At 44.0% G+C, this 12,842-nt stretch carries 13 protein-coding genes and 1 riboswitch; of the genes, 6 read left to right on the top strand and 7 right to left on the bottom strand.

The window, feature by feature from the left end; genetic code table 11:
• Genes mukE through cmoM form a run of 3 tightly spaced genes read right to left on the bottom strand, consistent with a single transcriptional unit; the run spans position 1 to position 2,838 of the window.
• Positions 1-726 (bottom strand): chromosome partition protein MukE, encoded by a 726-nt coding sequence (gene mukE, locus OQJ86_RS00675; protein WP_038866775.1) that lies wholly within the window; start codon positions 724-726, stop codon positions 1-3.
• Positions 707-2,044: a chromosome partition protein MukF gene (gene mukF, locus OQJ86_RS00670; protein WP_038866773.1), complete on the bottom strand. Its 1,338-nt coding sequence runs from the start codon at positions 2,042-2,044 to the stop codon at positions 707-709. The genes mukE and mukF overlap by 20 nt, the downstream gene beginning before the upstream one ends.
• 2 nt (positions 2,045-2,046) lie before the next feature.
• Entirely contained in the window at positions 2,047-2,838 is a 792-nt protein-coding gene (cmoM, locus tag OQJ86_RS00665) for a tRNA uridine 5-oxyacetic acid(34) methyltransferase CmoM (protein WP_038867153.1), read from the bottom strand.
• Between the two features lie 114 nt (positions 2,839-2,952).
• On the opposite strand from cmoM, the gene elyC reads away from it, so the two are divergent.
• Positions 2,953-3,759 carry an envelope biogenesis factor ElyC gene (gene elyC, locus OQJ86_RS00660; protein ID WP_038866771.1) on the top strand — a complete coding sequence of 269 codons (807 nt, stop codon included), beginning with the start codon at positions 2,953-2,955 and terminating at the stop codon, positions 3,757-3,759.
• A gap of 93 nt (positions 3,760-3,852) precedes the next feature.
• On the opposite strand, the gene torR is transcribed toward elyC, so the two are convergent.
• Positions 3,853-4,566: a two-component system response regulator TorR gene (gene torR / locus OQJ86_RS00655; RefSeq protein WP_038866769.1), complete on the bottom strand. Its 714-nt coding sequence runs from the start codon at positions 4,564-4,566 to the stop codon at positions 3,853-3,855.
• A 233-nt stretch (positions 4,567-4,799) separates the two neighbouring features.
• On the opposite strand from torR, the gene torD reads away from it, so the two are divergent.
• From torD to OQJ86_RS00630, 5 genes are all read left to right on the top strand, one after another.
• The gene (gene torD / locus OQJ86_RS00650; RefSeq protein WP_039976227.1) at positions 4,800-5,447 is read left to right on the top strand and encodes a molecular chaperone TorD; all 648 of its coding nucleotides are present in this window, start codon (positions 4,800-4,802) and stop codon (positions 5,445-5,447) included.
• Between the two features lie 442 nt (positions 5,448-5,889).
• A complete protein-coding gene (gene purR, locus OQJ86_RS00645; RefSeq protein ID WP_038866766.1) occupies positions 5,890-6,894 on the top strand; it encodes an HTH-type transcriptional repressor PurR in 1,005 nt (334 codons plus the stop codon).
• 279 nt (positions 6,895-7,173) lie between these two features.
• A riboswitch (cyclic di-GMP riboswitch) is annotated at positions 7,174-7,263 on the top strand.
• A gap of 116 nt (positions 7,264-7,379) precedes the next feature.
• Positions 7,380-7,970 (top strand): TfoX/Sxy family DNA transformation protein, encoded by a 591-nt coding sequence (locus OQJ86_RS00640; RefSeq protein ID WP_038866763.1) that lies wholly within the window; start codon positions 7,380-7,382, stop codon positions 7,968-7,970.
• 119 nt (positions 7,971-8,089) lie between these two features.
• Positions 8,090-8,779, top strand: a complete 690-nt coding sequence (locus tag OQJ86_RS00635) for a TVP38/TMEM64 family protein (protein WP_038866761.1) — start codon at positions 8,090-8,092, stop codon at positions 8,777-8,779.
• Positions 8,779-9,096 (top strand): putative signal transducing protein, encoded by a 318-nt coding sequence (locus OQJ86_RS00630; RefSeq protein ID WP_265985146.1) that lies wholly within the window; start codon positions 8,779-8,781, stop codon positions 9,094-9,096. The genes OQJ86_RS00635 and OQJ86_RS00630 overlap by 1 nt, the downstream gene beginning before the upstream one ends.
• Positions 9,097-9,133: 37 nt before the next feature.
• Here OQJ86_RS00630 and OQJ86_RS00625 read toward each other — a convergent pair whose 3' ends face one another.
• From OQJ86_RS00625 to glgC, 3 genes are all read right to left on the bottom strand, one after another.
• Positions 9,134-9,937 carry an alpha/beta fold hydrolase gene (locus OQJ86_RS00625; RefSeq protein ID WP_038866759.1) on the bottom strand — a complete coding sequence of 268 codons (804 nt, stop codon included), beginning with the start codon at positions 9,935-9,937 and terminating at the stop codon, positions 9,134-9,136.
• A 122-nt stretch (positions 9,938-10,059) separates the two neighbouring features.
• Complete coding sequence (glgA, locus tag OQJ86_RS00620; protein WP_038875955.1) at positions 10,060-11,517, bottom strand: glycogen synthase GlgA; 1,458 nt, start codon at positions 11,515-11,517, stop codon at positions 10,060-10,062.
• The gene (gene glgC, locus OQJ86_RS00615; protein WP_042602682.1) at positions 11,507-12,724 is read right to left on the bottom strand and encodes a glucose-1-phosphate adenylyltransferase; all 1,218 of its coding nucleotides are present in this window, start codon (positions 12,722-12,724) and stop codon (positions 11,507-11,509) included. The genes glgA and glgC overlap by 11 nt, the downstream gene beginning before the upstream one ends.
• Positions 12,725-12,842: the final 118 nt, after the last annotated feature.

Here is a 12,842-nt window from a genome sequence, read left to right as displayed (position 1 = left end):
TCATGCTTCACCCTCTTCTTTAATTTCTTCTTGGGCTTGGTCGTCTTGTTCTTCTTCAGACAATAGGCTGCCTTGACTTGGTTCTTTAGTGTGCACTACCGCTTCACCATCACGGATCAGACGCAACTGTGCTTCACGCACATCATCGCCAACACGTACATCAGCACCAAAACGGAATACCGCTTCGCTGATGCTGAATTTACCCGTTTCACCGATGTTGATGATCATGCCTAGGCGGCGCAGACGACGAAGTGACGTACGTACTTTTTCAAACAGCTTTTCTTTATCAAGGTCAGAACCGGTTGCGCGGTTCGTCACTAGCTTCATCAGCTTGTTTTCATCTGCTAGTGCAAGCAGTTCGTCGTATAACTCTTGGTTAGTGAAGATGCCTTCGTGCGCAAGACGCTCCGGGCTTAGGTAAAGGAAACACAGTACCTTACCCACCAGCATATCCAGCTCAGAAAGGACACTACGACCAATCAAAGAAGTAGAACGTGGGCGAAGGTAGAAGAAACCTTCTGGCGCTTTCACCAATTCGGTGTTGTAACGCTGGTAAAAAGAAGAAAGCTCAAGTTCGAAATCCGACAACAACGCGTGGTTGTCTAGATCTTCACTTGAAACATGGCGCCCTGCTCGAAGCATGCTATCTAGCGCTGGGAACAGAGGGTTAGAAATTGCTTTTGCCAGATTATCTGACATGTATTCATTAGTATCGGTCGATGACATTCGCTTGTACCTTTGCCCCAAATTCGTTGATTGCTTTCCAGTCTGGCTGAATGGCTTGATAGTCGGATTCTGAATAACCCAGACGAACCGCCTGATCAACGACAATGCGAGCTAAATCAAAGTGATGAGTATATGGGTGCTGTGCAAGGTAATCTCGCAGAACCACGCTCAAGTCGATTGGTGTGCCTTGATCTTTATGCGCTTTCAGCATGTCACCAATTCGCTCTGCCAACTCATCATTGACTTGTTGAAACTCTTCGTATTCCACTTCCATCGGAACTTGGCCAGTGACTTCGTCATCACGCAGTACCAAAGCTTCGTCACGAAGGTCAGAAAGCCTTTCCGCATCTGCATAAGTCAGATACCAAGGCATATCGAAGTAATCTTTCATGGATTGACGCAAACGCGAGCTAAATGCACGGTTCTTATCCATATCGATAGCGGTACGGATGAACTTGTGCACGTGTCGGTCATAACCAATCCAAAGGTCGATCGCTTGCTGGCCCCAGCTGGTAATTCGGTCTAGCTTCATTTGCAGACCAAACAACGCTTCATCGATGAATTCAAGTTCAGGGTCACCGTAGACGATCTCTTGGATATCTAGGATCTGAGTTTGCAGTTCATCACTGGCAGCTTGCAGCGTATCTTGAAGTTCACGCAACGTGCTGGAGGTTTCTGACAGTAGCGCTTCACAGTTGTTGATCGCTTCACGCCAGTCTTTGTTAAGCAGGTCTGCAATCTGTTGTTTCACAGACTGTTGCTGCTCATCCATCACACGTTGGTTAAGGTCGATTTGATCGAAGATTTCGCCTACAGAATATTTCAAAATTCCGTAAACGTTTTTCTTCCAGTGGCCCGGAGTGCCACCTTTTTGTGCTGCTTCAATCGCTTTTGCCATTTCATCCGCTACCATCGATAGCTGAATAGAAAGACGCAGTTTCGAGAACTCGCGATGACGCACGTAATAATCGGTGATTCCTATCGCTAATGGCGACAAGCGGTAAATGCTCGCTCCGTCAGTAATCTCACTGACAAAACGGCTCATAAGACGCTGCTTAACCATCTCGTTGATGGCATTATTCGCGCGGAAAGCCGAAGCTTCGCCCGTCTCATCAAATAGTCGAGTGACGATGGCAAATGCGTCGTGCAATTCACCTTCACCCAATTCTTCATCGAACCTTTCATTACTTAGTACGGCGATGGCAATCAAAAACGCCAGTCGCTCAGTGGTCAGGTTCAACGAGAAATCGTGCTGCTTAACCCAGCCAACCAACTCATCGATTGGTTGCTCTGCAGCATTGAGAGTCATCTCACTCATCGTTATTCCTGTTTATCGTTCTTCTTAGCCCACACGTGGATATAGCGGCCTAATGAGAGGTATGGCTCTTGTCGACAAAGTTGTTTTTCTAGCGCCAACACATCTTCAAACTCGTAATCGCCCATGTATTCCATATTACCTATGTAATCACTAAAGGAACGAATACCAGATTTACCACAAATACTAAAACCAGAATCTTCTATCCATTGATAGACCTCTTCGGGTTTTAGGCCTTTTTGTGGCTGTAGTTTAAATCTTTTCCGATGAGGCATGCCGTCTAAAATATGAGGAATGTTGCCACAAACCACATTTTTATAGACTAAGCCGTGGTGGTTATAGAACATAACCGATGCAATGCCCCCCGGTTTGACCTGCTCCAATACCGTTTCGAGTGCCGTTTTTGGATCAACGAGCCACTCCATCACAGCATGGAACATGACAAGATCCACCTGCGCGTCCATATGCTCACCAATGGATTGGACAGGTGAATGAATCAGGCGATACTGCTCAAGCAAACCGTTTTTTTCAATATCCTGTTTCGCTAGTTGCAGCATTTCCGAAGATAGATCACATAAAGCGACGTGATGTCCGAGCTTAGCAAGCTTTTGCGACAATTGTGCTAAGCCACCTCCGGCATCAAGTACTTGGAGGGCTTGATGGTCGGCGTCTAATTCACTTAGAATCTGTAGAAAATCTTCCCACACAATGATTTGGCGGATCTCCCCTTTATCGGAGCCGTAAATATTTTTTGCAAATTTGTGGGCGATATCGTCGAAATTGCGGTCTTCTGTCACTTCTGCTGAGTTATCATAACGGATTGTGCCGCTATTCTGGCACAAGGAAAGCAGGAATAAAGAGGGTTATCCTCATTTTTATTATCAATTGATGTTTTTTCGGACTATTTATGTATGTTTGAGCTGAAAAAAGTAATGTCAGCCTTGCTGATGCCATTACCAGCATTGCTACTGATAGGCTTGTTAGGTCTTGCTCTCATCAGTTTTACCACTAAACGTAAAACTGGCTGCTTTGTTGTTCTTTTCTCTTTTGTTGGCATCTTCCTTGTTGCCTTCCAACCCGTTTCAACCAAGCTTCTTATGCCTCTAGAACGCGAGTACAAAGCGTTCTTGCCGGTTTCTGGCACTGTGGACTACGTTATGGTTCTTGGTAATGGACACGTGGTAGATGATGAAATACCACCAACGTCTCAACTGAGCCGTACCGCTTTAATGCGTTTAACTGAGGGTATTCGTATTTTGCGTATGTACCCAGGTGCGAAGTTAATTCTTTCCGGTTACGCAGGTGGCTCTGAAATCAGCCATGCTCGTATGATGGCAAACGTAGCGCTTTCCCTAGGTGTCGCAAAATCCGATATTATTTTATTAGAGGATGCCAAAGATACTTGGGAAGAAGCACGCCAAGCTGCCGCATTTGTTAAGCAGAAAGACATTGTTTTAGTGACTTCAGCCAGTCACATGAAGCGTGCTCTTTATGAATTCAACGCAGCGGGCATTAAGCCAATCCCTGCCCCAACGAACTTCATGGCGATTGATGATATCGAACAACCTTGGCAAAAGTACGCGCCAAAAGCTCGCTACTTAGAGCAAACTGAGCTGTATTGGCATGAATACCTTGGCGGGTTATGGCAAAAACTGCGTGATAACGTAGGTCAAACACCGATGGTTGAAGTTGAAGATCCTGAAGTGGCGCAGCCATAGAAGGCTTACCAATCGCAGATGAAGTCCATCATCGCTAAATTGCAGACACAAAAAAGGAGAGCCTATGCTCTCCTTTTTCTTTGTCGCTATGAATTAGTCACCCGCGAACATGTAGCCTTCACCATGAACCGTCACAAAGATTTGTGGGTTCTTCGGATCAAACTCCATCTTAGCGCGCATGCGTCGAATCAATACATCAATAGTACGATCGTTTGGCGCATCCACTCGGTGGCTGATCATATTCAAAATACGTTCGCGGCTTAATACCTGATTTGGGTACGATGAGAGTGCGACCAAAAGCTCATATTCAGCTTTGGTTAGTTTCACGGGCTCACCATTACGGCTAAGAGCACGACGTTGAATATCAAACGTCCACTCACCGAAACGTACAATGTGTTCTTCATTAGTGTCGTTCGCGATTTTTTGTGAACCATTGCGAGCTGCAGAAATGCGCCACAACAGGTTCTTAACGCGAACCAATAATTCCCTTAATTCAAAAGGCTTTGTCACATAATCGTCTGCACCCATTTCTAGGCCAACGATTTTGTCAATGCTATCCGTGCGTCCTGTCACTAATATGATGCCGATATCTGATTGGCTGCGTAATTCACGCGTAAGCATAAGACCGTCTTCACCGGGCAGGTTAATATCCAGCATGATAAGGTCCACATCACCACCTTGAAGCACTTCGCGCATTTCTGCACCGCTTTCTGCTTCACTGACTTTGTAGCCTTCATTTTGGAAGTAGCCCGCAAGCTTACTACGAGTTACAACATCATCTTCTACGACTAATACGTGATAGCTCATTTACACCACTTTCTGTCTTTTTTATTTTCCAAGACGTATTCTATTCATAACTAGTAACATTTCTAGTCATAGATACATTAAAAAGCAAGATTTTGCGATTTTATTGATTCAAAGCAAGCTTATTTACAGCCATTCATAAACCGGCACATTTTCCCATAATGGATAACAATTATAGTTACTGCTATTCATCTTAATTGTTTACACTTAGGGGATAACCATTCAGGAGCAAAAAAATGCAAGAAGTGAAAGCTTTTAACGAGAAACGCGCAGAAATCTATTGGTGGTTTTCTAGCCTGTTCGCAAAAGAACTGACAGAGAAAGAACTAGAAAGCTACCACAGTGTTGAAATTCGAAGCTTTTTGGCTGGCCTTGGTGAAAATGAGTCATTAAAACCAGCTGTGGATACCCTTGTTGATGCACTTAACCGCCTACAGGATCGTGAAGACGCGCAACTTGAATTGGCTGCAGACTTTTGCGAGCTTTTCCTGAAAACAGAAAAGCACGGTGCACTGCCTTACGCATCTATGTACATCGGTGAATCTGGTCTTTTAAATGACAAGCCAGCAGAAGAGATGGAAAAACTGATGGCCGATTTTGGTGTTCAGGTTGATGAGAACCTGAAAGAGCCAGCGGATCACTTAGCGGTTGAACTAGACTTCTTAGGTAACATGATCATTCGTTCTAACGAATTAGAACAAGACAAACACATGGAAGAAGCGTTCGAGAAACAGAACGACTTAATCCAAAAGCATCTTATGTCTTGGTTGCCACAGTTTGCTGCGAAATGTAAGCAATTCGACGAATTTGGTTTCTATGTAAGCGTTGCGCAACTATTAATTGCATTTTGTAAACTGGACAGCACCTACCTTCTTGGTGAATAATTGCCGCCAATTTCAGGGAGCTCGCAAGCGGGCTCCCTATTTTATTCGTTAATTTTTAATCTAGCACATAGAAGCCCTTTCCATTTAGCAGTTAAAATGTGACCTCAATAGCGCAAAACACCTGCTGAAAATATTGCTAGTGTGCCCACATCAGTCTAAAATGTGAGCGCAAACGATTAAATACGACTTATATGTAAACCGCTGAAATATGGCGGTTTTTGTGTTTTATTAACAAGATTGCTGACCAATTCCTCACTTATATAAGTAAGGAACATGAGATTCAGCAACAAATGTTGCTACAAACCTTTTTATACCGATTTCGGAACAACCGCTGCCTAATTAATTGAACCTTAAACTTCAGATATGGTTCAATTCGCGCAACATACTAAGCGTAAGGTTGTATTCACTACGGTATTCAGTAGCTCGATACAGGACATCATTTATGGCCACTATAAAAGACGTTGCTCGCTTAGCCGGCGTTTCTACCACAACAGTTTCGCACGTAATCAACAAAACGCGTTTTGTTGCTGAAGCAACCCAAGAAAAAGTAATGAAAGCGGTTGATGAACTAAATTACGCGCCAAGTGCAGTTGCACGTAGCTTGAAGTGTAACTCAACTCGCACTATCGGTATGTTGGTAACGCAATCGACTAACCTTTTCTTCTCAGAAGTTATCGACGGCGTTGAGAGCTATTGTTACCGTCAAGGTTACACGCTGATCCTATGTAATACTGGCGGTATCTACGAAAAGCAACGTGACTACATTCGCATGCTAGCGGAGAAACGTGTAGATGGCATTTTAGTGATGTGTTCTGACTTAACGGAAGAGCTAAAAGAGATGCTTGACCGTCATTCAGATATCCCGAAAGTGGTGATGGACTGGGGTCCAGAGAGTTCGCAAGCTGACAAGATCATTGATAACTCTGAAGAAGGTGGCTACATCGCAACAAAATATCTGATCGACAATGGTCACACTGATATTGCTTGTTTGAGCGGTCACTTCGAAAAAGCCGCGTGCCAAGAACGCATTGCAGGTTACCGCCGCGCAATGGCAGAAGCAAACTTAGCAGTAAATGAAGATTGGGTACTTGAAGGTAACTTTGAGTGTGATACTGCCGTACTTGCTGCTGACAACATCACAGCAATGGACAAACGCCCGACTGCCGTTTTCTGTTTTAACGATACCATGGCGCTTGGTTTGATGAGTCGCTTGCAGCAAAACGGCATCAAAGTACCAGAAGATATCTCTGTCATTGGTTACGACAACATCGAGCTAGCAGAGTACTTCTCGCCACCGCTAACGACTATCCACCAGCCAAAACGTCGTGTTGGTAAGAATGCCTTTGAAATTTTGCTAGAACGCATCAAAGACAAAGAACATGAAAAACGCATTTTCGAAATGCAGCCAGAAATTGTTGTTCGCAACACAGTTAAGAAACTGAACTAAGCGGCACCGAAGTTTTATAAAGCGCTCGTAAGGGCGCTTTTTTATTGCCTAAAAATAACATTCCAAAAACATTTCAGAATATAAATACCTCCCCTAATTTAGATAAGTTGCTGTTTTAATTGGGCGTAGTCCATTTCCTACGTCAACCTTTTGTATGACAAGGGACCGTTCCCAAATATGAAACCAAACACATCAAAAAATCACTATTAACTGAACCAAGATCACACTTTCATGTTTGAAACGTGATGTTAATTCAATATACGAAGTATTCTCAAAGTGTCACGCACAGGGCAAACCATTCGAAAGGGTGGGACGCAAAGCCTCCGGCCTGAACCATCTTATTAGATGGAAGGTAGCGGGGTTACCGATGGCAAATATGCATTAAGTGAGTTTACCCTTTAATGACATTGTGTCTGCATGCATTTGCTAATCTCTCGGACCTGATTTTTGGTGGCGTAATATTAATTACACCGAGATAACACATCATGGATAAACCGATACTCAAAGACTCAATGAAGCTGTTTGAGGCACTTGGTACTATCAAGTCGCGCTCAATGTTTGGTGGCTTCGGGCTTTTCGCCGATGAAACGATGTTCGCACTAGTTGTAAACAATCAACTTCATATTCGAGCAGACCAACAAACTTCATCTGACTTCGAGACTCAAGGACTAAAACCGTACGTCTACAAGAAACGTGGTTTCCCAGTGGTCACGAAATACTATGCTATTTCTGATGATCTATGGGATTCAACGGATCGCTTGATTGATGTTGCAAAGCAATCTCTTGAGACTGCTAAGCAAGAAAAAAAACAGCAAGCGAGCACCAAGCCTAATCGATTGAAAGACCTTCCAAATCTACGCCTAGCAACTGAACGTATGTTGAAGAAAGCAGGCATCGACTCTGTCGAGCAATTAGAAGAAGAAGGTGCCTTAAGCGCATACAAAGCAATCCAAGATACGCATGCCTCTACGGTAAGCCTTGAGTTGTTGTGGGCGTTAGAAGGTGCAATCAACGGCACCCATTGGAGCGTCGTCCCTCAGTCTCGCCGAGAAGAACTGATGAGCGCATTGTCTTAACGCGCACTATCAGCATGACATTGAGTAAAAACCGCAGTTTTCATACTGCGGTTTTTTTTTGAAATTTTTTCTTCTCTTATTCTGTCTTATTATTTAAGAAGCCAAATGGAGTAATTACGATGAATAAGAAACTGATTTTAGGACTGATCCTGCTCGCAACCATCCTCTTTTTAGGAGTGAATTTTGGCCAGTATCTCACCTTAGAAAATGCCAAAGCACAACAAGCAGCACTAAATACGTTCATTGACCAAAACTTTGTGTTTGCTGCGGCGACCTACTTCTTGGCTTACATCGCAATCACCGCTTTCTCTATTCCAGGAGCCGCCGTTGTTACCCTGCTCGGCGCCGCCCTATTTGGTTTTTGGACCAGTTTATTATTGGTGTCTTTTGCTAGCACCATCGGCGCAACAATTGCTTTCTTAAGCAGCCGCTACTTATTACGTGAATGGGTACAAAGTAAATTTGGTAATAAGTTAAATGCCATTAACCAAGGTGTAGAAAAAGACGGAGCGTTTTATTTGTTTTCACTGCGTTTGATCCCAGTATTCCCATTTTTCTTGATTAACCTCTTAATGGGGTTAACACCAATGTCTATCAGCCGCTTCTATTTAACAAGCCAAATCGGCATGCTGCCTGGTACTGCCGTTTACTTAAATGCGGGCACTCAACTAGCCACTATCGACAGTCTTTCAGGAATTGTGTCACCAACCGTATTAGCATCATTTGCTCTGCTTGGTTTGTTCCCTATTATCGCTAAATGGGTTATGAATAAGGTCCGCCCTGCTCAAGTTCAAAATGGAAATGCCTAATGAAAATCTTCATCGCTAAAAACCCTGCGGAAGCTCATATCGTTTGTGAGCTCCTCAAAACCGAACAGATTCACTGTGAAGTAAGAGGCGAAGGTATGTTTGGGTTGAAGGGAGAGTTGCCCTTCAGCGATGATACAGACCCGTATGTTTGGCTTTTACATCCGGAACAGCAGTTGAAGGCGTCTGCGATTGTCGAAGACTATCGACAACAAACAGAGCTTACTTACCAAGACTGGCAATGTCCGCAATGTGCAGAGAAGAATGAGGGACAGTTTGGTGCTTGTTGGCAATGTGGATATCAAATAGGGGGGCTATGATGGCTCCCCTATCTTTTTAGATCGGTTCTCAAATCTATTAAGCCGCTAGACTTTGCTGCTTAATAAACTCAATAGAGTGTTGATTAAAATCTTCTGGACGTTCTACGTTGCACACGTGGCCACAATTTGGAATTTCACGTAATGAGCTTAGCTTATGCACTGCAACCATTTCTTTTACTGGCTTAATGAACATGTAGTCTCTATCCCCCATTAGGTACAGCGTCGGAATAGGCAACTCTTTATCTTTAAAATACTTCATTAACGGATTTACATCCGCCGCCAGTGTGAACCAACGCTTAAACTCTTTTTGGCATAACTTCTTTGCTTCACGAATAAACAAGTGACGAGATTCGCGTTGATTTTTTTGTGGCATAACGATGTAAGCAAAGAGCTTATACAGCCACATGTAAGGGAGGATGTGCTTTCCAAGATTACCGAGTTTAACTAAGATCTGAGAGCGAGTGTTTAAGCGCGTTACCGCCCCACCAAGCACCATAGAGCTCACACGCTCTGTTGCCATTTCGGCAAGGTTACGCACAATAATTGTACCCAAAGACATACCAACAAAGTGTGCGGATTGGATCTTCAAATGATCCAGAACCTTTAAAATGTCCTGTGTCACCTCAGTAAAGGTATAACGACTTGTCATCAGTTCTTTGATCAACTGGTTTGACTTGCCGTGTCCACGGAGATCGATTAAGACCAAATTAAAGTGCTCTTTATAGGCCTTTAATTGTTTAAACCATATTGAAGAACTGCCACCAGCACCATGCACGAAAACGACCCACTCATTGCTGGTAGGGTGTAAATAGGTTTTATGGAATAGAAGTGGCTGAGTCATTTATCAGTTTGAAAAGCATTCTGTATGAAAAAGTGTGGGTAAATCCTACCACACTCCATAAGAGCAAAGTAATAAAGGCACCTAATTCGGTGCCTTTCGTTACACTTTTTAAAGATTTTGCGTCAATTTAACGCAGCCCTATACAGTTGCAAATACTCTTCTGCAGCTTTTCGCCAACAAAAGTCTTTTTGCATAGCATGAAGTTGTACACGTCTCACTTCTGTCACATTTTGTGCGTAAAGAAGAAGTGCTCTCAACATTGTCAGTAATAGACCTTGCGGTGTTGGTTCATAGAAAACGAAGCCCGTTGCATCAGCTGGATCCACATCGTAGTCATTCACGCTGTCTTTCAAGCCACCTACCCCACGAACGATTGGCAAAGTGCCATAGGCCATGCTGTAGATTTGGTTCAAACCACACGGCTCGAATTCAGAAGGCATTAAGAAGAAATCCGAGCCTGCCTCAACCAAATGTGCTAGCTCGTTATCGTAAGCCTCTACAAAAACAAACTTACTCGCAAATTGTGCGGCTACGTCTCTTAACTGTGCAGCAAGAACAGGATCACCAGTGCCAACAACGACGAGTTGAACATTATGCTTAAGGAAATCAGCTAATGCAGGCAGCAGGTAATGCACACCTTTCTGTTGCGTTAGACGACACACCATACCGAACATGGCGTTGTCTGATTCTTCAATCCCCAGCCTTTGCTGTAGCGCTTTTTTACATGCATTTTTGCCACGGACCATGCTTTGACGGTTCGCTTTGTAATTTAACGGAAGATTAGAATCGGTTTCAGGGTTCCATGTTCCGTAATCGCAACCATTTAAAATCCCAACAAGATCACCTGCGCGTTGCTGGAATTCCCACGCCATACCATGGCTGCCAAGTTCTGTTTTAAGCTCTTCAGCGTAGGTGGGGCTTACCGCATTGATTTTATCCGCGTTCATCACCCCTGCTTTGAGCATCGTGATGTGCGTTGCACTTACCGCGGCATCAGGAACATTTCGACTGTGAAATTCAGGTAAACACTGGACGTCATCGTAGCTAAATACCCCTTTAAAGACTGCGTTGTGAATGGAAATTACACTGCGAGTCTTGGCAAAAAATGCTTCATTGCCATAACGATGTTTAAGCAAAAATGGGACTAAACCAGTATGCCAATCGTTGGCATGCACAATATCTGGTTGAAAACCAAGTTTTGGCAACATATCTAGACACGCTGCACTAAAAAACGCGAAGCGCTCACCGTTATCCGTGTAAGCTTGGTTATTTTCAGCGTACATTGACGGACGATTGAAATACGGAGGGCAATCAATCAAATAGACCGGATTATCACCAAGGTTTAGCTTCAACACTTTGTATGCCGTATACGGCCAGTGCGCTAACTCGGTATCTAATTCCAACTCGGCTTCCGCTAGTCGCTCGATAGCGGTGTAAGCTGGAATTGTAATTCGTACATCCTGCTGAAGGTTTTGAAGGGCTTCTGGCAGTGCCTTGGCTACATCAGCCAAGCCACCACTCTTTATCAGTCCTTCGACTTCAGACGCTACAAACAGTACAGACAAATTGTTAGTAGCCAACTCTTGCTCCTTTTGGAATCACAACAATGCCATCTTCTGACACGTGGTAGTGCTTTTTATCTTCTTGTAGATTTACACCAATTTGCGTACCAGGTGCAATGTCGGCATCCTTGTCTACAATCACGCGACGAAGTACACATCCTTCACCGACCTTAACATCACCAAGTAAAATACTTTGGCTGATGTCACACGCAGAAGCGATGTTGCTGCGGAAACCCAGTACCGATTTTTCAATTCTTGAGCCTCGCACGTAACTCCCGTTACATACTAAGCTGTCGATGATTTGAACTCGGCCATTAACTGAGTCGGTAAACGTTGCAGGCGGCAATGGTGGGTAGTAAGTGTGCAGTGGCCATTTGCGGTTGTAGAGAGAAAACGGGGCGTCTTTTTCCAACAAATCCATATGAGCTTGCCAGTACGCGTCAATAGTACCGACATCACGCCAGTAAACTTCTTCTTTTTCACCAGTAATACGGTTTGTGCTGAAGTCATAAACAAACACGTCGCCACGTGGGAACATCTTAGGAATGATGTCTTTACCAAAGTCGTGTGAAGACGCTTCATTATCCGCATCTTCAATCAGCTCAGAAAATAGCGCTTGGGCTTCAAATACGTAGTTGCCCATGGAAACGAGTGCATGTTCTGGATCGCCCGGGATTGATTTAGGTTGTGCTGGTTTCTCTTCAAAACCGATCATACGACCTTCGGCATCCACTTCAATAACACCAAATTGCGATGCTTCACACAAAGGCATACGTAATGCTGAAACGGTCAACGATGCCTCTTTTTCTTTGTGGAAGTTCAACATCTGTTTGATGTCCATTTTATAGATGTGATCAGAACCAAAAATACAAACTTGGTCAGGCTCAGCAAGCTCCATAAAACGTAGGTTTTGATAGATAGCATCCGCCGTACCTTCATACCAACGCTTACCCGTACGCATTTGTGCTGGGATTGGGTCGATGAATCGATCGGTAATACCGTTGATGTTCCAACCCTTCTTCATATGATGGAACAAAGATTGAGACTTAAATTGAGTGAGGACATAAATGCGCATCAGATCCGCATTCACGAAGTTGTTCAAAGCGAAATCAATAAGTCGGTAACTTCCGCCGAAAGGGACCGAAGGTTTACTGCGGGATTCCGTTAAAGGTCTCAGACGAGAGCCTTCACCGCCAGCAAGAATCATTCCCAAAACACCAGCCATTCGTTGTTCTCCATATATAGTTATAGCTTGGAATTAGTGTTCGTTTGAGGTGAGCAGGACTCGGGGAGTCAAGCGAACACGTTAGTACATCCATACCGATGGGCTTCTCTGAGCTCTC

The organism is Vibrio sp. Sgm 5, assembly GCF_026241575.1.
In the GTDB taxonomy this organism is placed as follows: Bacteria; Pseudomonadota; Gammaproteobacteria; order Enterobacterales; family Vibrionaceae; genus Vibrio; species Vibrio jasicida.
The sequence above is the reverse complement of the archived record's forward strand: the minus strand, read 5'-3'. Positions and strand labels throughout refer to the sequence as shown.

Excerpts from the sequence above, each read along its gene's own strand:
- torD (WP_039976227.1), top strand. The coding sequence starts at position 4,800 with ATGCAAGAAGTGAAAGCTTTTAACGAGAAACGCGCAGAAATCTATTGG.
- OQJ86_RS00630 (WP_265985146.1), top strand. The coding sequence starts at position 8,779 with ATGAAAATCTTCATCGCTAAAAACCCTGCGGAAGCTCATATCGTTTGT.
- OQJ86_RS00625 (WP_038866759.1), bottom strand. The coding sequence starts at position 9,937 with ATGACTCAGCCACTTCTATTCCATAAAACCTATTTACACCCTACCAGC.
- elyC (WP_038866771.1), top strand. The coding sequence starts at position 2,953 with ATGTTTGAGCTGAAAAAAGTAATGTCAGCCTTGCTGATGCCATTACCA.
- OQJ86_RS00640 (WP_038866763.1), top strand. The coding sequence starts at position 7,380 with ATGGATAAACCGATACTCAAAGACTCAATGAAGCTGTTTGAGGCACTT.
- purR (WP_038866766.1), top strand. The coding sequence starts at position 5,890 with ATGGCCACTATAAAAGACGTTGCTCGCTTAGCCGGCGTTTCTACCACA.
- OQJ86_RS00635 (WP_038866761.1), top strand. The coding sequence starts at position 8,090 with ATGAATAAGAAACTGATTTTAGGACTGATCCTGCTCGCAACCATCCTC.
- glgC (WP_042602682.1), bottom strand. The coding sequence starts at position 12,724 with ATGGCTGGTGTTTTGGGAATGATTCTTGCTGGCGGTGAAGGCTCTCGT.
- mukF (WP_038866773.1), bottom strand. The coding sequence starts at position 2,044 with ATGAGTGAGATGACTCTCAATGCTGCAGAGCAACCAATCGATGAGTTG.
- torR (WP_038866769.1), bottom strand. The coding sequence starts at position 4,566 with ATGAGCTATCACGTATTAGTCGTAGAAGATGATGTTGTAACTCGTAGT.
- mukE (WP_038866775.1), bottom strand. The coding sequence starts at position 726 with ATGTCATCGACCGATACTAATGAATACATGTCAGATAATCTGGCAAAA.